Here is a 22,381-nt window from a genome sequence, read left to right on the forward strand (position 1 = left end):
AATCATCATGTCGAATCGATTCGACGCTGTGCTGCGGCGATGCTAGGCCCTCGCCGAAACGGCGACAAGAGGTACGGCAGAGCCGGAGCGGCCGATGAAATCTCCGAGCCGGTCAGCGCCGCGGCGGGTCGAGGGGAACCGCCCCCGGCAGCAGAACCGGCGGGATCAGCAGATGTCCGACGGAGTCGGCGAGGAGCCGCGCACCGGGCTCCGTACTCCTCGGGACGTCCTCGCGCAGCGCCGTCGCCGCGGCCACGGCGAGCCGGGTGACCTCAAGGGCCAGTGTCTCCACCGGGAGTTCGATGCGCGGCAGCCGGCGGCTCGACGGATCGCCGGGAAGGCTGCCGATGACGACGACGGCCAGATCCTCCGGCACCCGGAGACCGGCCGCGGTCACGGACGCCAGGATGTGGTGGTGGGCGGAGGGGTGTTGTACGACAAGGGCCGTCGGCTTGCCGGAACCACGGCCCGGGGGGCGCGTGCCGACCGCGCTGTCCGTACCGTCCGTACCGTCCGAACGGTCCGTCCCCTCTCCGAACAACGCACGGAGCCGGTGGGCGAGTTGGGCCGGGTCGCTGACCGAGTGGACCACCTTGACGGCGGCGCCGGTGGTACGAGCACCACGTCGGGCGCCCTCGATGCCGCGCAGCGCGTAACTGCGCCGGCCCCGGACCTCCGCTTCACCGGGCGCCAGATACACCATGTCCCGGTGACCTGCGGCGGCCAGTTCGGATACGGCGAGGGCCGCGGCCTCCTCCCAGTCGAGGTCGGTCCACGGCAGGGCATCCTCGTCGGCCGGCCGTCCGATGAGAGCGGCGGGGAAGACCAGTTCCCGTACGACATCGATCCGGGCGTCCTCCATGTCGACGGCCATCAGTACCGCCGCGTCGGCGAGTCCGCTGAGCGCCACGCGCCGCAGTCCCTCCGCTTTGTCCTGGGAGGTGGTCAACAGCAGGTCGTAACCGAGGCCGTTGGCGGCATCGCTGACATCGATCGCGAACCGGCCGTCCACGGTGTGCTGGAGCCCGGCCGCGCGCGGCAGCGCGAGGGCGATCACATGCGTACGGCTGCTGCGCAGCGTCCGCGCGCTGGCCCGTGGGTGATACCCGAGCGCGTCCACGGCTTCCTGGACGCGGCGGCGTGTCTCCTCGGAGATGCTCCGGGAACCGTTGAAGACGTACGAGACGGTGCTGGGCGCGACCCCGGCCCGTTGGGCGACGTCCCTGATGGTAGCCATCTTCGACCCCTTCGATGGTGCGGGCACGTCGCCGCCGCTGTGGCCGGGCGGTGAGGCGCCATCGTATCGAACGGGTTCGCGAGCACCGGCGCCAGCGGGCCCGGTGGAGCGCGGGCGGAGGACAGGGGACCAGGTCAACGGCTCCCCGGCGGTGGCACCGACAGCTCCGACAGGTGAGCTGCCAGATGATCGGCGAGCGAGCGGGCGCCCTGGGGGGCCTCGACGGTCAGGCCTTCGCCGTCGCACCGGGCCACCACGACGGCCGCCGAACCCGCCGCGCCGGTCAGCCGCCAGCCCGCCGCCCGTACGACCAGCCGCTCGGGAGCCGGACCCGCGCGCAGCACGGCCGACGTCCAGACGACGAGGGCGTGCGGGTCGGGGGTACGGACGGCTGAGGCGCGGGCGCCCGCGGTGCCGAGGTCCGACGTACGCGGGTCCGGGACACAGGAGTCCGGGATACGGGAGTCCGGAATGCGGGAGTCCGGTGCACAGACGTCCGCCGTACCGGCGTCCGGCCGGGTCCACGCGTCGGTGTCGTCGCCGGGCTCAGGGGTGATCACCGCTCCGGCGACGGACCGTACGGTCGTCCAGAGAGCTTCGAGGTCCGGGCAGTGCCGCCAGCGACCCGCCCGGTCCGCCAACTGCCAACCGCCGCCCGGCCACGGCCGGACCGTCACGCGCGTACCGGACAACAGCCGCCGTACGGCACGGTGCCGGGCGACCGTGCCCCCTTGTCCGAGCGGCGCCACGCGCTCCGGCCAGCCGGTCGCGAGACGCCCGCATGCGCCGCACATGGTCTTCCGCCTCTCTCAGATCTCAGAGCATCACATCGCCGCTGTTGGGGCCGAGTGTCTGCCCGACGTAGAGGTTGCCGCCGGGGTCGGAGGCCAGCAGCAGCACGGTGGGGGCGATCTCCTCCGGCCGTCCGAACCGGCCGAGCGGCAGCTCCGCCTGTTTGGCCCGCTTCCAGTCCGGGCTGAGCCCGTCCACCAGCGGGGTTTCGACCGGCCCCGGGGCGATGGCGTTGACCAGGACGTTGTGCGGGGCCGCTTCCCGGGCGAGCGCCTTGGTGAAGCCGATGACACCGGCCTTGGCGGCGGAGTAGTGGGTCAGGCCCTCGCCGCCCTTCTGGCCGAGCTGCGAGGCGATGTTGACGATCCGCCCGCCGCCCTGCTCGATCATGTGAGGGAGGGCGTACCGGCAGCTGAGGAACACACCGCGCAGGTCCACCGCGATGGTCTCGTCCCAGGTGGCCGGGTCCATCTCGACGAGCGGGACCTCGGTGAGGATCCCGGCCGAGTTGACGAGGACGTCCACCGCGCCGTGCTGGTGCACCACGTCCTCCACGGTGTCCCTGACCTGATCGGCGTCGGCCGCATCGACGGTGTGCAGGGTGGTGACGGCGGCGCCGGTGAGCCGGTCGCGCAGAGCCTCCAGCTTTTCCGTGTCCCGGTCGGCGAGGGCGAGCCGGGCTCCCTGGCCGGCGAACGCCTCGGCGATGGCGGCGCCGATACCGCTGGCCGCGCCGGTGATGAGTACGGTGCGCGGTCCGGGCCGGAGCCGGTGCGGGGTGTCGGTGCTCATGGGGCCTCCGTAAAGTCGATCGGCACTGAAAGGGGGAAGTGCGCGCGGAACAGGCGGGGTTGCGACAGTCGCGCAGGGAACGGCCGGGCGCGCGGCCTCAGTCGGGGAAGCGGACGGTCAACCCGCCGTCCACGATGAGCTGCTGGCCGGTGACGTACGAGGCTTCCGGCGCGCACAGGAACCGGATGGCGGCGGCCACCTCCTCCGGGCGTCCGACCCGGCCGGCCGGGATGCCGTCGCCCGCGGCGCGGAGCCCTTCGGGGCCGAGCGAGTTGCGCGCGTCCAGTGACTGCGGGGTCTCGATCAGGCCGGGGATGACGGAGTTGGCCCGGATCCCGCGCGGTGCCAACTCCACCGCGAGCGACCTGACCAGTCCCAGCACGCCCGCCTTGGCGGCGGCGTAGTGGGCGTGATCGCCCCAGCCGTAGACACCGCCCGCGATGGAGGAGACGGCCAGCAGCGCGCCGGGCCCCTCCATCCGGGCCACCGCCGAACGGAAGGTGCGCATGACCCCGGTGAGGTCGACGCCGAGCATGATCTGCCAGGCGTCGTCGGTGAGTTCGGCCAGCGGGGCCCGGCGCAGAATGCCCGCCGCCGCGACGGCGATGTCGAGCCGGCCGTATGTGTCTACGGCGGCCTGGGCGAGTCGCTCCGGGCCGGCGCTGTCGGCGACGTCCGCCTCGACGGCCAGACATCGGCCGCCGGCCGCGGCGACGGCGTCGACCGTCTGCTGGGGATCGTGCGGGTCGGCGGCGTGGTAACCGATCACCGTGTCGACGCCCGATTCGGCGAACGCGACCGCGGTCGCGCGGCCGATACCGCTGGCGCCTCCGGTGATGATGGCGGCGCCGCGCCGCGCCGTGTCCTGCTGTGCGTGTCCCGTCATGGTGTTCAGGTCTCCGAGTGGGATGGAGTGAGTGGGGTCTGCTGGAGTGGCTCGGGGTTCGTCGGATGGGACTGATCGGGTTCGTCGGACGGGAGTGATCGGATTCATCGGGCGGGAGTGATCGGATTCGTCGGGCGGGAGTGTGTGAGGCCGGGCGGATCGACGTGGCGTGGCGACCGTCCCGGACCGGATCAGGCCGCCGCCGGCGCACTTCGGTGGTCGACATTCCGCGCGCCGAGCATCACCAGTCCGGAACCGAAGATGCCGATGGCTCCGGCGACGAAGGCCGCCGTGGTCATCGAGGCACCGGCCGAGAGCAGGGCGCCGAGCAGCGCCGAACCGGCGATGGCACCGACCGGTCCCATGGTGTGCGCCACATTGGATCCGACGCCGCGTACCTGCTCCGGGAACGACTCGCTCATGTAGAACAACATCGCGGAGTACGGCCCGGTCAGGAAGAACAGCCCGAGGGCGTAGAGGCCGATCACGAACACGGTCGTGGTGGGACCGAAGAGCATCGCGGTCATGGCCACGCCACCGCAGCTCCAGCCGATGACGATGGTGGTACGCCGGCCGATCCGGTCGCCGAGCCAGCCGTGGAAGACGTAACCGAAGAAGCCCGCCAGGTTGGCGAGGACCAGCACGATCAGCGCGCTGCCGAACGAGACGCCCTTCGCCTCGACCAGCACCGTGGTGCCCAGCACGGAGAAGATCTGGATGCCCATCCAGTTGAGGAGCCAGGCCGCCGACAGACACAGCGTGTGCCGGCGCAGCGCGGGCGCGAAGACCTCGCGCAGGCCCACCTTTTCCTTGGCGGGCTCGATCCCCGCCGACTTCTCCACCGCGGTGGCCTCCTCGGAGCGGCCCTCGGCCCGCAGCTTCCGTGCCTTCTTGATCCCGAGGAAGACCGGGGACTCGGGCAGGGTGCGCACCACGAGGGCGATCACCAGCGCGGGAACGGCCGCGATGACGAAGCTGCCGCGCCAGCCGAAGGTCGGCAGGGTCAGGGCCGTCACGCCCGCGCCGACCAGGGCGCCGACCGGCCAGCCGCTCTGGACGAAGCTGAAGAGCAGGCCGCGCCTGGGGTGCTTGCCGTAGATCCCGTTGAGATAGACGGTGTTGACCACCTCTTCCGAGTAGCCGAAGCCGGAGAAGGCGCGGATGCCGACCATCGAGACGGCACCGCCGGCCAGGGCCGTCGCGGCGGACGTGAGGGCGGCGCCCGCCGAGGTGATCATCAGTGCCGGGCGGCGGCCGAACCGGTCGAGGATCGGGCCGACGCAGAGCGACACCACGAAGGTGCCGGCCGTGACACCGGTGGCGACGTTGGCGGCGGTGGCGGTGGACCAGCCGAAGTCCTCGGCGATCTTGGGCAGCAGTGTGCCGAAGAGTGTGAAGTCGTAGACGCTGAAGACCCAGGCCAGGAAGCAGATCACCGAAGCGCGGGTGACCAGCTTGCGGGACGGCACGAACGGTTCGTCGCCGGTCTGCGGCGGCGCGGCGGACCGGTCCGGCCGCTTGGACAGGTCGGGTGTCGGTGTCTCGGGGGAGGGTATGGCGGACGAGTTCACGGGGATCTCCGATACGGGCGAACGGACGCGGGGACGGTGCGTAGCGGTGCGGAGCAAACGGAGGGGAGCGGTCCCTGGGCCCTGTCTGTCGGGGCGGGGACGGATCCCGGGGGCCGGGGAGGGGCCGCGGGGGGAGCGGGCTCCGGCGGGTCGGCCCAGGGATGGGGGCCGCGCGCCGGAGCCCGGCGGAGCTCTCGCCGGAGACAGGCGGGAGAGAGCGGGAGGGAGAAGGAGGCCGTCGAGCGCGCGGAGGGGTCGTCGGGCGCGGACGGGAGTGGGATGTCGGGCACGGGGCCGGACGTGGGACGTCGGGACGTCGGGACGTCGGACACAGGACGGTACGTCCGGTGCGGGGCCTTACGTCAGACGCGAGGCCTTGTGTGGGGCGCAATGCCGGGCGTCGGGCGCGGGGGTCGTGCGCCGGGCGCGGGGCTTCGCGTCAGGTACGGGGCTTCGCGTCAGGTACGGGCCGTACGGCCGGGTGTCGGGTACGGAGCCCGGGCGGTCAGACGCGGGGGCGGCGACGGACGAAATCCGTGGCGATCTCGTCGAAGGTGACCCACCGTACGCCCGGGTGGGAATTGATGTGATCGATCAGCCGCTCGTGCATCATCAGGTTCTGCGGCCGCCCGGACACATCGGGGTGCACGGTCATGGTGAAGACGGCGTAGTCGTGCTCGCGGTAGACCCAGTCGAACTGGTCGCGCCACGTCTGTTCGAGGTGGCGGGGGCTGACGAAGCCATGGCTGTTGGGGCTCGCCTTGACGAACATCATCGGAGGCAGGTCGTCGAGGTACCAGCTGGCCGGGATCTCCACCAGGTCGGTCTCCTCGCCGCGCTCCAGCGGCTTCATCCAGTCCCGGGCGGGCCGGTCGTAGTCGATCTTCGACCAGCTGTCCCCCACCCGTACGTAGTATGGCTCGAAGTCGCGGTGCATCAAGGAGTGGTCGTAAGCGATCCCGCGCTCCAGCAGGAGTTCGTTGGTGACCGCGGAGAACTCCCACCAGGGGGCGACGTAGCCGGTGGGGCGCCGTCCGGTACGGGTGCTGATCAGGTCGATGCAGTAATCGAGGATGTCGGACTCCTGGGTCCGGCTCATCGCGATCGGGTTCTCATGGCTGTAGCCGTGCACCCCGATCTCATGACCGGCGGCGGTACATGCCTCGAACTCCTCGGGGAAGGTCTCGATCGAGTGACCCGGCCAGAACCAGGTGGTGGTCATGTCACGACGCCGGAACAGCTCCAGCATGCGGGGCACGCCCACCTCGCCCGCGAACAGTCCGCGGGAGATGTCGCAGGGGGAATCCTCTCCCCCGTACGAGCCGAGCCAACCGCCGACCGCGTCGACGTCGACCCCGTAGGCCACAAGAATCTCTTTCGGCATTTCGCTTCTCCTGTTCGGTGTGTCGCTGATGGTGCTGGTGGTGCTCCGTGGGGATATGCGGTCTGTTGAGAACGGTTCGGGACTGTTCAGTTCCCGGAGGCTCCTGGGTATCCGGGCTTCCCCAGAGACTCAGGGTTCCCCGTATCCCCGGGGATCCCTGGAGACCCGGGGTTCCCTGGAGACCCGGGGTTCCCTGGAGACCCTGGGATCCCTGTGTCCCCGGCCTCGGCGAGGTGTCCGGCCTCGGCCAGCCAGGCGGCCATCCGTGCCGCGGCCCCGGCCGGCCCCTCCCCGTCCGCCCGGTGCAGCGAGGCGGCGAGGAGCAGCCGCAACTGCCACGGCGACAGGTCGGAGGCGAAGACCGCGCCGGCTCGCAGCAGGTCCGCACCGCCGCCCGCGCCGTACGCCGCCGAGGTCGCCCCGGTCGGCACCCTGCTGGCGACGGCGACCGTGACGCCCTGTGCCACCAGGCGCGCGACGGCCGCGGTCACGGCGGGCGGCGCGTTCCCGGCGCCGAAGGCGCACAGCACCACGCCCCGTGCTCCGGCGGCCACGGCGGCGTCGAGCAGGACGGTGTCACAGCCGACGTAGAGCGGCACGACGTCCACCCGGGGCAGCCGGCCGAGATCCTCGGGGGCTATCAGGGCGGCGGGGCGCGGCGGGCGGGCGATCAGCCGGACCCTGCCGTCGTCCAGCCGGGCGAGCGGCCCCCGGCCCGGTGCGCTGAAGGCGGCCGGTGCCAGAGTGTCGGTCTTCCGGAGGCCGACGGCCGGCCAGACCGCACCGTCGAAGACCGCGCTGACGCCATGGCTCCGGGCGGCGGGGTGAGCCGCCCAGGTCAGGGCGGATGCGAGATTGCGCGGTCCGTCGGCCGCCGGGTCGTCGGCGGGGCGTTGCGCGCCGGTCAGGACGATCGGCCGGTCGTCCGCGTGCGTCAGGGCGAGCGCGAAGGCGGTCTCCTCCATGGAGTCCGTGCCGTGGGTGATGACCACCGCGTGCGCCCCGTCGCGAAGACCCTCGCCGACGGCCGCGGCGAGTGAGGCCAGGTCGGGGAGGTCGAACGCGAAGCTGGGGCGCAGGCCCAGATCGCGGCACGTCACCTCGGCCCAGTCCGGTACGGGGAAGGCCCGCGCCGTCTCCAGCAGCTCGTGCACTCCGACGGCGGCGACCCGTCCGGCGGGCGTGGAGCGGCTGGCGATGGTGCCACCCGTACCGATGAGACGCAGCTGCATGCAAAGCTCCACAATCGATTGCGAGAACGATTGCGTAACTGTGCTCCACACTCAGCCCAGAGGGCAACCCCCGTAATCGGATCTTCATGGAAGATGATGGTTCTCGAAATTCGGCCCCCGGGATCCCCTGGGACCCCGGCCTGGGGTCCCGCGGGACCCTCACCGGGCCGCTACCGGGGCAGGACAGGAAGCAGGACGACGGCCTTGAGACGACAGCCCACGGACGCCCGCGGCTCCGGCGATGCCCGCAGCTCCGGCGACGCCCTCGCTTCCGGCCGCCCCCGCGCCTCCCGTGACTCCGGCGAGAACGGTGTGACCCTGGCGGATGTGGCGGCCGACGCGGGTGTTCACCAGTCCACCGCCTCCCGAGCCCTGCGGGACGGCGCGGGGGTCGGATCCGCCACCGCCGGCCGGGTACGGGAGTCGGCCAAGCGCCTCGGCTACGTCGTGAACCCCGCCGCCGCCAGCCTCCGCACCGGCCGCTCCCGGCTGCTGGGTGTGCTGGTCCCCCGGCTGACCGACATCGTGCTGGCCACCGTCTACGAGGGCATCGAGGCCGGCGCGGCGGCGGCCGGCTACCAGGCCGTCGTCGCCAACACCGGAGACGACCCCGCCGTCCAACGCGCCAAGGTCGAGCGGCTGCTGGCCCTGCGGGTCGACGGACTGCTCCTCGGCGACGCGCGTGGCGACACCGAGCTCGCCTCCGAACTGGTCGCACGCGGCGTCCCGGTCGTGCTGGTCTCCCGGCGGCTGCGCGGGGTCACCTCGTTCACCTGCGACGACCTCGTCGGCGGGCGCCTGGTGGCGGAGCACTTCATGGCGCTGGGCCACCACCGGGTGGGCGTCGTAGCCGGTGAACCGTACGCCTCCACGGGCGTCGAGCGGACCAAGGGCTTCACCGACGCCTACGCGAAGGCCGGCATACCCGTGGACCCCGGTCTGATCATCAACGCCCCCTTCGACGTCCACGGCGGTGAGCGCGCCGCGCACCGTTTGCTGGCCTCGGACCCGCGCCCCACGGCGATCTTCGCGGTCAACGACTTCGCCGCGATCGGTGTGATGGGCGCGCTCCGCACGTCCTGCCTGGTGCCCGGCCACGATGTCGCCGTGGCCGGCTTCAACGACGTCCCGCTCTCCGCCCAACTCCCCATCCCGCTCACGTCCGTACGCTCTCCGATGCGCGACATGGGCGAGCGGGCGGCGGGCGCCCTGGTGGGCATGATCGAGGGCCGTACGGCACGATCGCGCCGGTTCACCCCGGAGTTGATGGTGCGCGCCTCCACGACCGCCGCCGACTGATTCCGTCGCCTTGCGAGGCACCGCACCGGACGCCGCGGGCTGTCCTCAGTGATCCGGGAACAGGCCCCAGCGGCGGGGCGCCCGTCGGCCGCGCGAGCGACCCGGGATGATGAACCGACGAATCGATCGCATCAACTGATCGCATCAATCGATGTGGAGGAGTGGGCAGATGCCGCACGAACGAGCGGGACAGCCGGCGCGTCCGGAAGACCTCGTCGATGTCGCCCGGCTGGTGACCGCGTACTACGCGCTGCGCCCCGACCCCGAAGAAACCACCCAACGCGTAGCGTTCGGGACATCCGGACACCGCGGATCGTCCCTCGCCACCGCGTTCAACGAAGATCACATCGCCGCGACCAGTCAGGCGATCTGCGAGTACCGCACCCGGCAGGGCACCACGGGTCCGCTCTTCCTCGGCGCGGACACCCACGCGCTGTCCGAACCGGCCCGGGTGACCGCCGTCGAGGTGTTCGCCGCCAACGACGTGACCGTGCTCATCGACTCCGACGACGGCTACACGCCCACGCCGGCGGTGTCGCACGCCATCGTCACCCACAATCGTGGCCGTACGTCGGGGCTCGCCGACGGCGTGGTGGTCACCCCGTCCCACAACCCGCCCACCGACGGCGGTTTCAAGTACAACCCGCCCAGCGGCGGCCCGGCCGGCTCCGAGGCGACCAACTGGATCCAGGACAGGGCCAACGAGATCATCGCGGGCGGCCTCAAGGAGGTACGGCGGCTGTCCTACACCCGCTCCCTCGCCGCGCCGTCCACCGGTCGGTACGACTTCCTCGGCCAGTACGTGACGGACCTGCCGGCCGTGCTCGACCTGGACGCGGTGCGCGCCGCCGGGGTGCGGATCGGCGCCGACCCGCTGGGCGGCGCGTCGGTCGCGTACTGGGGCCGCATCGCCGAGCAGCACCGGCTCGATCTGACCGTGGTCAACCCGCTGACCGACCCCACCTGGCGGTTCATGACGCTGGACTGGGACGGCAAGATCCGGATGGACTGCTCCTCCCCGTACGCCATGGCCTCGCTGATCGGCCAGAGCGACCGGTACCAGATCGCCACCGGCAACGACGCGGACGCCGACCGGCACGGCATCGTCACCCCGGACGCCGGGCTGATGAACCCCAACCACTATCTCGCCACCGCCATCTCCTACCTGTACGCCCACCGCGAGCGGTGGCCCTCGGGCGCCGGGGTCGGCAAGACGCTGGTGTCGTCGGGCATGATCGACCGGGTCGCCGCCGATCTCGGCCGCGAGCTGGTCGAGGTGCCCGTCGGCTTCAAGTGGTTCGTGGACGGGCTGGCCGACGGCTCGCTCGGCTTCGGCGGCGAGGAGTCGGCCGGGGCGTCGTTCCTGCGCCACGACGGCTCGGTGTGGACCACCGACAAGGACGGCATCATCCTGGCGCTGCTCGCCTCCGAGATCCTCGCCGTCACGGGCCGGACCCCCTCCGAGCACTACGCGACGCTCACCTCCCGCTTCGGGGAGCCCGCGTACGCCAGGATCGACGCGCCCGCCACCCCGGCCCAGAAGGCGGTCCTGGCCCGGCTCTCGCCCGAGCAGGTCACCGCGGACACCCTCGCCGGGGATCCGGTCACCGCCGTACTCACCGAGGCACCCGGCAACGGCGCGTCCATCGGCGGGATCAAGGTGACCACGGAGACCGCCTGGTTCGCCGCCCGCCCCTCCGGCACCGAGGACGTCTACAAGATCTACGCCGAGTCCTTCCAGGGGCCCGACCACCTGAGCCGGGTCCAGGACGAGGCCAAGAGCGTGGTTTCCGCGGCCTTGGGAAGCTGACACCCACTGGCCCACCCCGGGCCAGACGGTCCGTTTCCGCCGACGCACCGTCGGCGGAAACGGACGTCCTCCACCGTGAGCGGCACAATGCGCTCCGGGCACGCCACCAGGGGCCAACGGCCCGGCGCCCGGACAGCCTCTCCGCCCTCGGAGGACGTATGGCCACCACCGTCAACCCCGACGTGCCCGGCCTGGACGCCAGAACCGTCAGGCGGGTCACTCTCGCCGGCTGTATCGGTGTCTTCGTCGAGCTGTACGACAACGGCATCTACGGGTTCCTCGCCGTCACGCTCGCCCTGGTCTTCTTCCCGGAACAGAGCCCGCAGACAGCGCTGCTGCTCACCTTCCTGACCTTCGGTGTCCCGTTCTTCATCCGCCCCGTCGGCGGCATCGTCTGCGGCTACCTGGGCGACCGTATCGGCCGTCAGCGCATGCTGGTCTTCGTCATCCTGCTGATCAGCGCGGCCACCGCCGCGATCGGTCTGCTCCCCGACTACGCCACCATCGGCGTCGCCGCGCCCGTCCTGCTGATCCTGCTCCGGTTCGCGCAGGGGTTCTCCGTCGGCGGCGAGGCCGCCGGCGCCATCACCTTCCTCGCGGAGTACGCACCCGACGGCCGCCGCGGCCGCCTCACCAGCTACGCGCAGATCGCCTCCTTCAGCGCCCTGCTCTTCGGCACGCTCACCGCCGCCCTGCTCAACGCCGCCCTCGGCGAGGACGCGATGGTGTCGTGGGGCTGGCGCATCCCCTTCCTGCTGGCGATTCCGATGGGCGTCATCGGGTTCTACATCCGCAAACGGATCAGGGAGACACCGCACTTCGAACGGCTGAGGGCCGAGAACAAGCTGTCCCGCAACCCCATGCGCGAGGCGTTCTCCACGCGCGAGCACCGCAAGGCCGTCCTGCTGGCCACGCTCATCCCGCTGCTCAACGGCTCCGGCTACTACGTCCTGTTCTCGTACATGCCCACCTACCTGTCCAGCGAGCTGCACTTCAGCGTCGTACAGGGCCTGATCGTCACCGCGTGCAGCCTCGTGGCCATCACCATCGCCATCCCGTACGCCGGACGGCTCTCCGACCGGCTCGGCCGCCGCACCGTCATCGCCGGGTCCGCGCTGATCATGGCCGTACTCGGCTATCCCAGCTACCTGCTTCTCACCCAGGGCTCCCTCGCACTCGCCATCCTCGGCGGGGCGCTCATGGCGGTCGTCTTCGCCGGTCACACCGGGGTGATCCACATCCTCCTGGTCGAACTTTTCCCGACCCGGATCCGCTACTCCGCCTACGCCTTCGGCTACAACATCTCCGCCGCGCTCTTCGGCGGCTCCGCCCCCTTCCTGATCACCTGGCTGATCGGCCTGACGCACAACACATACATCCCGGCCTACTACGTCGTCGCCACCGCGCTCGGCACGTTCTTCGCGGTCCTGAGCATCCGCGAGACCGCTTTCGGCCCACTGCGCGAAGAGTGAAAGACGCCCGGTCCACGACTCCCCCACCGGACAGGACTCCGCAGAGCTCGACGGTCCGGCCGGACTCGCCCCCGACAGACTCGACCTCGACAGAGGAGAACAACACCATGGCCTTTTCCGACTACAGGACCGCGCTGGTGACCGGCGCGTCGACCGGCATCGGCGCCGTCGTCGTAGAGCGCCTCACCGACAGAGGGCTCCAGGTCCATGCCCTCGCCCGCGACACCGACCGGCTCGCCGAACTCGCCGAACGTACGGGCTGTGTCCCGCATGCCGTGGACATCACGGACACCGCCGCGCTGGCCGAACTGCTCGAAGGCATCGGCGTCGACATCGATGTCCTGGTCAACAACGCCGGAGTGTCGCGTGACGGCAACATCCTGACCGCCGACGAGTTCGCGGTGGACGAGCAGATCGCGGTCAACATCCAGGCCGTCCTGCACCTCGTACGGCTGATCATGCCGGGCATGGTGGAGCGGGACCTCGGCCACATCGTCAACATCAGCTCCATCGCCGGCGTCTACAACTTCGGCGGCAACACCGTCTACCACGCCACCAAGGCCGCCGTGCACACCCTCTCCAGGCAACTGCGCATCGACGGTTACGGCAAGCGGATCCGGGTCACCGAGATCTGCCCGGGACGGGTCGAGACCGAGATCTTCGGCCGACTGCTCGGCGACATGAGCAAGGCCCAACAGCTGTACTTCGACGGCTACGAGTCCCTGAAGCCCGTCGATGTCGCCGACGCCATCGAGTACGCCGTCGGCACACCCCGGCACGTCAACATCGCCCTTGTCGAGATCCTGCCGACTTTTCAAGTGCCCGGCGGTCTCAGCTTCGAGAGGCGTACGGACTGAGCCGACGGCGTACGGACGGGACGTCAGGAGGCGCGCCCACGCCTGCGACCGTGACCGCTGTCAGGCTGCCGGGAGAGCCTGTTCGGCCCAGATGGCCTTGCCGGTGGGGACCTGTCGGGTGCCCCAGCGCTGGGTGAGCTGGGCGACCAGCAGCAGCCCCCGGCCGCCCTCGTCGAAGACCCGGGCCCGGCGCAGGTGCGGGGCGGTGGTGCTGGTGTCGGAGACCTCACAGATGAGGGTGCGGTCGCGGATCAGCCGTAGCTGGACAGGTCCTTCCGCGTGCAGGATGGCGTTGGTGAACAGCTCACTGACGACCAGTTCGGTGGTGAAGGTCAGCTCCTCCAGCCCCCACGCGGCCAGTTGGGCGGTCGCCCGGTCGCGGGCACGGCCGACCAGTGCGGGCTCGGCGGGCAGCTCCCAGGTGGCGACCTGGGCGGCGTCGAGCACGCGGGTGCGCGCGACGAGCAGGGCGACATCGTCCGTGGGGCGCGGGGTGGAGAGCAGTGTCCGGAGCACGGTGTCGCAGGTGGCTTCCAGCGAGGGGGACGGCCTGGCGAGGACTTCGCGCAGCTCCTCGATTCCGGCTCCGACGTCGCGCTCGCGTGATTCGATCAGGCCGTCGGTGTAGAGGACGAGGGTGCTGCCTTCCTGGACGTCGAACTCGGCGCATTCAAAGGGCAGATCGCCCAGGCCCAGGGTCGGGCCCGCGGGCACGTCGAGGATGTCCACCGTGCCGTCGGGGGTGGTGAGCGCGGGCGGCGGATGACCGGCGCGGGCGGCACACAGACGCCGGGACACCGGGTCGTAGATCGCGTACAGACAGCTGGCACCGATGTCGTGACCGGGTTCCGGGTCGGTGCTCTCCGAGGCCAGTCGTATGACCACGTCGTCGAGGTGGGTGAGCAGTTCGTCCGGGGGCAGGTCGATGTCGGCGAGCGTACGGACGGCGGTGCGCAGCCGTCCCATGGTGGCGGACGCGTGAATGCCGTGTCCGACGACATCGCCCACGACGAGTGCGACCCGGGAGCCGGCGAGCGGGATGACATCGAACCAGTCGCCGCCCACACCGTACTGGGAATCGGCGGGCAGATAGCGGGTGGCGACCTCGACGGCCGACTGCGGGGGCAACCCTCGTGGAAGCAGGCTGCGTTGAAGGGTGACGGCGGTGCCGCGTTCGCGTGTGTAGCGGCGGGCGTTGTCGATACACACGGCCGCCCGGGTCGCCAACTGCTCGGCGAGGAGCAGGTCGTCCTCGGTGAAGGTCGCCAGATGCAGCCGACGGGAGAAGAGGGCCGCACCCAGGACATTCCCGCGGGCGACCAGGGGCGCCGCGATGAGCGAGTGGACACCGTAATCGCCGCGCTTGGCTTCCCGTTTGGGGTCGTGTGCCATCCAGTCCGTGTACTCGGTGTCCCAGGGGCCGGTGAGGACGGCCCGGGCGGTGGCCAGGCAGCGGGCGGGGGGTGAGAACTCCGGGTAGATGTCGACGTCTCCGATGCCGACGGCGGCCTCCGGGGAATCATTCGAATGGGCGGACTCGTGGGCGACCCGGCGCAGCCGGATGTCACCGGAGACGGGGCCGGGGGTGGGCTCGTCGCCGCGCAGCACCGAGTCCAGCAGGTCGACGCTGACGAAGTCGGCGAAATGCGGCAGGGGCGTTCCGGCCAGCTCCTGTGCGGTACGTGTCACGTCCAGTGTGGTGCCGATCCGCATGCTGGCTTCGTTGAGGAGGGCGAGACTCTCGCGGGCCCAGTACTGCTCGCTGATCTCGAGCGCGGCGACGGCGAGAGCACGCACCCGGCCGTCCTGGTCCTTGAGAGGCGAGAGGGACACCGCCCAGGCGCGCTCGCGCGCCTCACCCGCTGCCCGGCGGAAGGTCTGGACATGCTCGGGCTTTCCTGTCCGCAGCGCCCGTCGCATAGCGGCCTCGACCTGTGCGTTCGCGCGGTTGCCGGTCAGGAATCCCGACGGCTCCCCGCGCATCTCGTCTTCCGTACGGCCGTCGATCCGGCACAAGACGTCGTTGGCCCGCAGGAGCCGGAGATCCAGGTCGTGGATCGCCATCGGGAACGCCTGCTGGGTGAAGGCCCACTCCGTGACCGTCTCGTCGTGAGCCGGCCGGGAACGGCGGGGCCCCGGGGCCGCCGCGTCACGCTCCGGGCTCGCCTCTCCTGGGACCGGCCTCGGGCCCGTCCTGACCGCGCTCGCCCGATCGGGACCGGGGCTCAGTACCGGCGTCGCGGCCGTCAGAAGCCAGCGGGTGGTCCCGTCGCTGTCTCTCAGGGGGCACGCCAGCACACCCACCTCGCGCGGGCCACCGTCCCGGTACCGCGCCGTCACCGTGCCGCTCCATGTCTCCTGGTCGGCCAGCGCGTGCCGGGCGGATTCGGGCAGACCGCTCAGGAGCAGCTCCGCGGCCGGGTGCCCCACGATGTGGGCCGCCGGGTAGCCCAGCAGCCACTCGGCACCCTCGCTCCACCGTGCGACGAGGCCGTTCGCGTCCAGTTCTGTCGTGGCCCACTTCACCCCGCCACCACCGAGGAACCCAGCCGCTGCCGCCCCGGAAGGCGCGCCGCGAGTGTCATCCATTCCGCTCTCTCCCCGCCGGGCTTCCCGCCCTTCAGGGCCCCGGACGTACCAGTGCCTCTTGGCCCGGCCCGCCCGTGGCGCCTGCCATCGGAGCCGGTGGACATACCGTTCACCGGCTCCATACAAGACTACAACCCGCATATGCATACATACAGGCCTCTTATGTTCATACGTACCCAGATTGCCCCTTCATTCCACAGGCTCAAGCACGCGGGAAGACAGGCCATCGATCACTCACCGACACCCTCGGCCGACCCCCACCGCCCGGCGACCAGTGAGCCCGCAACCAGAGGCCCGAACGCTCGACGGCCGAGAAGAGACCCTGGCCAGTTAAGGCGCTTGCCTCATTAAGGCGACCGCCTTACGGTGAGATCGTCACCTTGTCCACCTGGAGGGCACCATGACCACTCGATCGACCCCGCCACGCACCGGACCGCCGCCCGGGAAGCCGGAAGACGGCACATCGGAAGACGTGAGGGGCAGCGCATGGTGACGGTCGGCGAACCCGCCCCCGAGATGCCGGTCCCCCGGGGCTGTCCGTACGCCCCGCCCGCCGAGCACACGCGGCTGCGCGAGGAAGCCCCCGTCTCCCGCATCATGCTGCCGACCGGAAAGACGGCGTGGGCGGTGACCCGCCACGAGGACATCCGCAGCGTCCTGACCGATCCCCGGTTCAGTTCCGACCGCGCGCATCCGGACTTTCCCGCGCTCTCCCCCGCCCGCGCCGACCCTCCCCCGAACCGCATGCGGCCGTCGATGATCATGATGGATCCGCCCGACCACCGACCGGCCCGCCGGTCGGTGGTCGGAGAGTTCACGGTCAGGCAGATCGCGGCGATGCGGCCACGGATCCAGCAGATCACGGACACCTGCATCGACACCATGCTGGCGGGACCGCGCCCGGTGGACCTGGTCCAGGCGCTGTCCCTGCCCGTACCGTCGCTGGTGATCTGCGGACTGCTCGGAGTCCCGTACGCCGACCACGACTTCTTCCAGGAACGTTCGGCCACGCTGCTGAACCTCACGAGCACGCCGGAGGAGATCGACAAGGCTGTCGTGGCACTCAAGTCCTACCTGGACGGCCTCATCGCGGAGAAGGAGAAGGCCCCCACCGACGACCTGCTCAGCAGGCAGATCCTCAAGCGGCGGGGCACGGGCGGAGCCGCGAGCGAGGAGGACCGCGAGGACGTGGCTTCCCTGGCGCTGCTGCTGCTCGTGGCCGGTCATGAGACCACCGCGAACATGATCTCGCTCGGAACCATCGCGCTGCTGGAGCGCCCCGACGACATCTCCGCGATCCGCGAGGACCCGGGCAAGACCCCCGCCGCGATCGAGGAACTGCTGCGGTACTTCACCATCGCCGAGTTCGCCACCTCCCGCCTGGCGAAGGAGGACGTCGAGATCGGAGGAGCACTCATCCGGGCCGGTGAGGCCGTACTCACCTTCGGCAATACGGCGAACCGCGATCCCGAGGTGTTCGAGAATCCCGACGAGCTGGACATCGAACGCACCGCGAACCATCACATCGCGTTCGGTTTCGGCGCGCACCAGTGCCTCGGCCAGAACCTCGCCCGAATCGAGCTGCAGATCGTCTTCGACACCCTGTTCCGACGGATACCCGGTCTCGAACTCGCCGTACCTTTCGACGAGTTGACCTTCAAGGACGACTCCAACGTGTACGGCGTCCGCCGGCTTCCCGTCACCTGGTAGCGCCTGTTCCGTCCTCACGCGGCGGCCTCGCGCCGGGTGAGGACGGGACACCGGGACGGGTCCCGCCCTCGACACGGGATATAACAAGGAGGGCAGGGAGTGAGTATGAACGCGAACGAGGACTGTGCCGTGGCAGCGGGGTGTGCGTGATGAACGCTTGTGGAATCACCGCGCCGTCCCCCCGTTCCCTGCCGGCCAGGGAAAAGCTGATGCGCACAGCGGAGCGGCTCTACGCCGCCGAGGGGTTCGCGAACGTATCGGTCAGGAAGATCAGCGAGGCGGCCGGTCAGCGCAACAAGTCAGCGGTGCAGTACCACTTCAGCGGCCGTGACGAGCTGATCAAGGCGATTCTGGCGGAACACGCGAACGCGATCGAGAAGCACCGCACCGCGATGACGGCGAGCCTGGGCCCACCGAGCGAGATGTCACCGCAGGAACGGATGGACTTCTTCGTCCTGCCCCATGTCGAGCACCACATCGAGCTGGGCACGCCCTCCTGGTACGGGCGTTTCCTCGCCCAGGTCATCGTCGAGCCCACGCTGCGCCGGTACGCCGTCGAGGCGCATCTCAACACACCGTCCCTCGCCTCGCTGCACGCGTACACCCTGCGGGAGCACCGCAACCATGACCCCGAGCTGTACGCGCAGCACGGGGTCATGGTGCGTCAGCTCATCGTGCACATGTGCGCCGAGATCGAGACCGACTTGGCGCACGGCGAGATCAGCGGCGCCGAAGCGGAGCGGTCCTGGCGGCGACTGGGGAAGAACCTGACTGTGGCTGTTCAAGGGCTCACCACCTCGCTGCTCGGAGACACTCACCACGCCTGGTGACGGTACGGGGCCGGCTCCGGCCGTGAGAGCGGGGCATCGGCCCGGCCGACACGAAGCGAGCGGGTGGCCCCACCGCTACTCGTCCGACCGGGACTTGGGACTGCTGAAGTCCGGGCCCGCGAAGTCCGGGCTGCTGAATTCCGGGCTGCTGAATCGCGGGCGCCTGCGGACCTCCGGGTGTCCTCCCGGCTCCACTCCCGGTGCGGATTCCTCCAACTGGTCGCGCAGGAAAGGGAGGACGCCGCGGTCCCGCAGGGCCCTGAGCCATGCTTCGCGCGCCTGGAGCACCTCGGCGGGCACGGGGGCCGGGCCGTCCGACATGGAGTGCCGGTTCCGCGCCGCGGTCCGGTACAGGCCGATGAAGGCGACCACGGCGGTCAGGGCTCCCAGCCCCAGGGAGAACCAGCCGACCTGGATCAGAGCCCCGGCGAGGGCCAACTCGCCGTCCACCAGCGACAGACCGTAACCGAGCACCAGAAAGGTCACGGCCGCGACGCCGGCCAGGACGGGCGTCAGGACGGCCAGGACCGGAAGCACTCCGGCGCCGGCCTCCTGTTCCCTTCCACCGGACAGAGGGACCCGCTCGCTCCGGTCGGCCCCATCGCGGGTTTGCCGTCGAAGCGTCGTGTACGAGTCGTACTCGGCGGCGGCCGTGGAAGCGATCCGTGGCCCCGCGTCGAGCGCCCTGACCCGTACCTGGCCGATCTTGAGTGTTGACCGCCGGATCAACTGCTGGGCTTCCGGGGATCGAATGACTTCGTCCACGGCCTGCGCGTAGTCGGGTCTGTCTTCGTCTCTCAGCCATAACGGACCGGCCATGCATTACTCCCGGTAGGAATGTCCAGGTGACAGGAGCTAAAAATCTACAGCACTGTAGAAGTTGGTGAGGGCGTGATCCAGGAGAGTGCTCCTGGACGACCGCGACCGGGCCCCGCGCCGTCGGACGGCCATGGACAGGGGTACGAGTCCCGCCCTGCCGGGCACCGGCAGCCGGAGTCGTCGTCGATCCGGTACATGTACACGTGTACGGCGCGCGCGGTCGCGCCGTTCAACGACGAACACGCCGGTACGCGCGCGGAGCAGAAGCGCGACACGTACCCCACCGGAAGGACAGGTGCTCCCCGTGACACAGCCCCGCCCCTCGCTCACGCTCGACGATCTGGACCGCAAGATCCTCTCGGCGCTCGTCAGGAACGCCCGAGCGAGCTTCGTCGAGATCGGCGCGGACATCGGATTGTCCGCACCCGCCGTCAAGCGACGGGTGGACCGGATGCGGGAGGCCGAGGTCATCACCGGGTTCACCACCATCGTGCACCCGGGGGCGCTCGGCTGGCGCACGGAGGCGTACGTGGAGGTGTATTGCGACTCCGCCGCACCGCCCCGGCGGATAGCGGAGGTCGCCAGGCGGCATCCGGAGATCGTGGCCGCCGTGACCGTCACCGGAGCCGCCGACGCACTGCTGCACATCCGGGCGGCCGACGTCGAGCATTTCGAGAACGTACTCGAACGGATCAGGAACGAGCCCTTCATCCGCAGGACGGACAGCACCATGGTCCTGACCCATCTGCTGCCGGGCAGTCCGGACGCCGGAAGCCCCGCCGGACTGACCGATGGAACGAACAGCGGCTGAAGCGGGCTTTGACGCAAGAACACTGCGTGGCCGCGCAACGGTGATGGCTTGTCAGTCGTTTCCGGTGATTCCTACCGTTGTGGTGTCGGGCTGTTCCCGGCAGCTCGAACCGTTTCCGGCGAGAGGAACAGGCAGTCGATGGTTTCCCCACACGCCTTCACAGCGCGCCGCTACCTCATGTGCGCGCCGACGTACTTCGACGTGTCCTACGTCATCAACCCGTGGATGAGCGAGGGCACCACCGTCGACCGCGAGCGGGCGGACGCGCAGTGGCACACCCTGGTCGATGTCTACCGGGCGCACGGCCACACCGTCGAGGAGGTGAAGCCGGCGCCGGGACTGCCCGACATGGTGTTCGCCGCCAACGGCGCGGCCGTCGTCCGGGGGCGGGTCCTGGGGTCACGCTTCCACGCGGCCGAACGGCAGCCCGAGGCCGGCCTCTTCCACCTCTGGTTCAAGGAGGCCGGGTTCGACGTACGGGAACCGGAGTCGGTGTGCGAGGGCGAGGGTGACCTCACGCCGGTCGGTGATCTGATCCTCGCGGGCACCGGTTTCCGCACCACCACCAGCGCCCACCACGAGGCCCAGGAGCACTTCGGCCTGCCCACCGTCGGGCTGCGCCTGGTGGATCCGTACTTCTACCACCTCGACACCGCGCTGTTCGCGCTGGACGACACCAACGTGGCCTACTACCCGGCGGCATTCTCCCCCGGCAGCCAGGAGGTGCTGCGGACGCTGTTCCCCGAAGCCGTGATCGCGACACGCGAGGACGCCATGGCCTTCGGTCTCAACTCGGTGTCCGACGGCCGGAACGTCTTCATCTCCCCGTACGCCACCACGCTCGCCGAGCGCCTCGCCGACCGCGGTTTCACGCCCGTACCCGTCGACCTGTCCGAGTTGCACAAGGCAGGCGGCGGGATCAAGTGCTGCACCCAGGAGATCCGCTCATGACCACCACCACGAACGCCCAGAACACCGTGACCGCCCCGGCCGACCGGAACACCACGGCACCCGGCGGCGCGCCGCGCTCCTCCGCCGAGTTGATCCGGGCCGAGGAGACCGGTCTCGCGCACAACTACCACCCGCTGCCCGTCGTGATCGCCCGAGCGGAGGGGAGCTGGGTCGAGGACGTCGAGGGCAGGCGTTATCTCGACATGCTCTCGGGCTACTCGGCGCTCAACTTCGGCCACCGCCACCCGGCGCTCGTCCGGGCGGCCCATGAACAGCTCGACCTGCTCACACTGACCTCGCGAGCGTTCCACAACGACCGGCTGGCCGGATTCGCCGAGGGGCTGGCCGAGTTGACCGGCCTGGATGTCACCCTGCCGATGAACACGGGTGCCGAGGCCGTCGAGAGCGGGATCAAGATCGCCCGCAAGTGGGCGTACGAGGTCAAGGGCGTGCCGCGTGACCAGGCGACGATCATCGTCGCGGACGGTAACTTCCACGGCCGGACCACGACCGTGGTCTCCTTCTCCACCGACCCGACGGCGCGCGAAGGTTTCGGCCCCTTCACCCCGGGCTTCCGTGTGGTCCCCTACAACGACCTGGCGGCGATCGAGGCGGCGATCGACGAGACCACGGCGGCCGTACTCATCGAACCCATCCAGGGCGAGGCGGGTGTCGTCATTCCCGACGACGGCTATCTGGCCGGGGTGCGACAGCTGACCCGGGCGTCCAACTCGCTGTTCATCGCGGACGAGATCCAGTCCGGGCTCGGCCGTACGGGCCGTACCCTCGCCGTCGAGCACGAGAACGTGACGCCCGACCTGGTGCTGCTCGGCAAGGCGCTCGGCGGTGGCATCGTGCCTGTCTCCGCCGTCGTGGGCCGACGGGATGTGATGAGCGTGCTGCGCCCCGGTGAACATGGCTCCACCTTCGGCGGCAATCCGCTGGCCGCGGCGGTCGCGGACGCGGTCATCGGCCTGCTGCGCACCGGCGAGTTCCAGGAGCGCGCCGCACATCTCGGCACCGTCCTCGAAGCGGGCCTGCGGCCGCTCGTCGGCAAGGGCGTGCTGCGTTACCGCGCCCGTGGTCTGTGGGCCGGCATCGACATCGACCCCGCGATCGGCACCGGCCGTGAGATCAGCGAGCGGCTGATGGCCCGTGGACTGCTGGCCAAGGACACACACGGCTCCACGATCCGGCTGGCCCCGCCGCTGACCATCACCGAGGAGGAGCTGACGGACGCGATCGCCGTGGTCACGGAGACCGTGACCGGCTGAGGGCGCCTCCGCCGCCCGCGGGCCGCCATGGGCCGCCGGTCGGGGCGCGCCGGGGGTCTCCGGCG

General features: G+C 70.5%; 18 protein-coding genes. 9 read left to right on the forward strand and 9 right to left on the reverse strand.

Translation table 11 applies throughout. The annotated features are described in order from the left end of the window. Positions 1-112: 112 nt before the first annotated feature. The 7 genes from ACIQD6_RS11190 to ACIQD6_RS11220 form a co-directional block, all read right to left on the reverse strand. On the reverse strand, positions 113-1,237 hold the full coding sequence (locus ACIQD6_RS11190; protein ID WP_401880691.1) for a LacI family DNA-binding transcriptional regulator: 1,125 nt from the start codon (positions 1,235-1,237) through the stop codon (positions 113-115). A 134-nt stretch (positions 1,238-1,371) separates the two neighbouring features. Continuing rightward, the gene (locus ACIQD6_RS11195) at positions 1,372-2,031 is read right to left on the reverse strand and encodes a hypothetical protein (RefSeq protein WP_401880693.1); all 660 of its coding nucleotides are present in this window, start codon (positions 2,029-2,031) and stop codon (positions 1,372-1,374) included. A 22-nt stretch (positions 2,032-2,053) separates the two neighbouring features. Further along, positions 2,054-2,821, reverse strand: a complete 768-nt coding sequence (locus tag ACIQD6_RS11200) for an SDR family NAD(P)-dependent oxidoreductase (protein ID WP_401880695.1) — start codon at positions 2,819-2,821, stop codon at positions 2,054-2,056. Between the two features lie 97 nt (positions 2,822-2,918). Next, positions 2,919-3,707: an SDR family NAD(P)-dependent oxidoreductase gene (locus ACIQD6_RS11205; protein WP_401880697.1), complete on the reverse strand. Its 789-nt coding sequence runs from the start codon at positions 3,705-3,707 to the stop codon at positions 2,919-2,921. Positions 3,708-3,898: 191 nt separating this feature from the next. Then, on the reverse strand, positions 3,899-5,278 hold the full coding sequence (locus ACIQD6_RS11210) for an MFS transporter (RefSeq protein WP_401880699.1): 1,380 nt from the start codon (positions 5,276-5,278) through the stop codon (positions 3,899-3,901). Positions 5,279-5,783: 505 nt separating this feature from the next. After that, positions 5,784-6,662: a polysaccharide deacetylase gene (locus ACIQD6_RS11215; protein WP_401880701.1), complete on the reverse strand. Its 879-nt coding sequence runs from the start codon at positions 6,660-6,662 to the stop codon at positions 5,784-5,786. Positions 6,663-6,748: 86 nt separating this feature from the next. After that, positions 6,749-7,894: an asparaginase domain-containing protein gene (locus ACIQD6_RS11220; RefSeq protein WP_401880703.1), complete on the reverse strand. Its 1,146-nt coding sequence runs from the start codon at positions 7,892-7,894 to the stop codon at positions 6,749-6,751. 204 nt (positions 7,895-8,098) lie between these two features. On the opposite strand from ACIQD6_RS11220, the gene ACIQD6_RS11225 reads away from it, so the two are divergent. From ACIQD6_RS11225 to ACIQD6_RS11240, 4 genes are all read left to right on the forward strand, one after another. Further along, positions 8,099-9,193, forward strand: coding sequence for a LacI family DNA-binding transcriptional regulator (locus tag ACIQD6_RS11225; RefSeq protein ID WP_401880705.1), 1,095 nt, complete (start codon positions 8,099-8,101; stop codon positions 9,191-9,193). 169 nt (positions 9,194-9,362) lie between these two features. After that, a complete protein-coding gene (gene pgm / locus ACIQD6_RS11230; RefSeq protein WP_401880706.1) occupies positions 9,363-11,003 on the forward strand; it encodes a phosphoglucomutase (alpha-D-glucose-1,6-bisphosphate-dependent) in 1,641 nt (546 codons plus the stop codon). A gap of 158 nt (positions 11,004-11,161) precedes the next feature. Next, positions 11,162-12,475 (forward strand): MFS transporter, encoded by a 1,314-nt coding sequence (locus tag ACIQD6_RS11235; RefSeq protein ID WP_401880708.1) that lies wholly within the window; start codon positions 11,162-11,164, stop codon positions 12,473-12,475. A gap of 107 nt (positions 12,476-12,582) precedes the next feature. Further along, complete coding sequence (locus ACIQD6_RS11240; protein WP_401880710.1) at positions 12,583-13,332, forward strand: SDR family oxidoreductase; 750 nt, start codon at positions 12,583-12,585, stop codon at positions 13,330-13,332. A gap of 60 nt (positions 13,333-13,392) precedes the next feature. On the opposite strand, the gene ACIQD6_RS11245 is transcribed toward ACIQD6_RS11240, so the two are convergent. Next, the gene (locus ACIQD6_RS11245) at positions 13,393-15,921 is read right to left on the reverse strand and encodes a SpoIIE family protein phosphatase (protein WP_401880712.1); all 2,529 of its coding nucleotides are present in this window, start codon (positions 15,919-15,921) and stop codon (positions 13,393-13,395) included. Positions 15,922-16,407: 486 nt separating this feature from the next. Here ACIQD6_RS11245 and ACIQD6_RS11250 point away from each other — a divergent pair, with 486 nt between their 5' ends. Both ACIQD6_RS11250 and ACIQD6_RS11255 read left to right on the forward strand, forming a co-directional pair. After that, positions 16,408-17,631, forward strand: coding sequence for a cytochrome P450 (locus ACIQD6_RS11250; RefSeq protein WP_401880714.1), 1,224 nt, complete (start codon positions 16,408-16,410; stop codon positions 17,629-17,631). A gap of 209 nt (positions 17,632-17,840) precedes the next feature. Beyond that, positions 17,841-18,461, forward strand: a complete 621-nt coding sequence (locus tag ACIQD6_RS11255) for a TetR/AcrR family transcriptional regulator (protein ID WP_401880716.1) — start codon at positions 17,841-17,843, stop codon at positions 18,459-18,461. A gap of 75 nt (positions 18,462-18,536) precedes the next feature. On the opposite strand, the gene ACIQD6_RS11260 is transcribed toward ACIQD6_RS11255, so the two are convergent. Further along, the gene (locus ACIQD6_RS11260; protein ID WP_401880718.1) at positions 18,537-19,280 is read right to left on the reverse strand and encodes a hypothetical protein; all 744 of its coding nucleotides are present in this window, start codon (positions 19,278-19,280) and stop codon (positions 18,537-18,539) included. A gap of 304 nt (positions 19,281-19,584) precedes the next feature. On the opposite strand from ACIQD6_RS11260, the gene ACIQD6_RS11265 reads away from it, so the two are divergent. The 3 genes from ACIQD6_RS11265 (at position 19,585) to rocD (ending at position 22,316) form a co-directional block, all read left to right on the forward strand. Beyond that, positions 19,585-20,091, forward strand: coding sequence for an Lrp/AsnC family transcriptional regulator (locus tag ACIQD6_RS11265; RefSeq protein ID WP_401880720.1), 507 nt, complete (start codon positions 19,585-19,587; stop codon positions 20,089-20,091). Between the two features lie 138 nt (positions 20,092-20,229). Beyond that, the gene (gene ddaH / locus ACIQD6_RS11270) at positions 20,230-21,042 is read left to right on the forward strand and encodes a dimethylargininase (RefSeq protein ID WP_401880722.1); all 813 of its coding nucleotides are present in this window, start codon (positions 20,230-20,232) and stop codon (positions 21,040-21,042) included. Next, a complete protein-coding gene (gene rocD / locus ACIQD6_RS11275) occupies positions 21,039-22,316 on the forward strand; it encodes an ornithine--oxo-acid transaminase (protein ID WP_401880723.1) in 1,278 nt (425 codons plus the stop codon). The genes ddaH and rocD overlap by 4 nt, the downstream gene beginning before the upstream one ends. Positions 22,317-22,381 lie beyond the last annotated feature (65 nt).

Source organism: Streptomyces sp. NPDC088400, from assembly GCF_044753355.1.
Classification (GTDB): domain Bacteria; phylum Actinomycetota; class Actinomycetes; order Streptomycetales; family Streptomycetaceae; genus Streptomyces.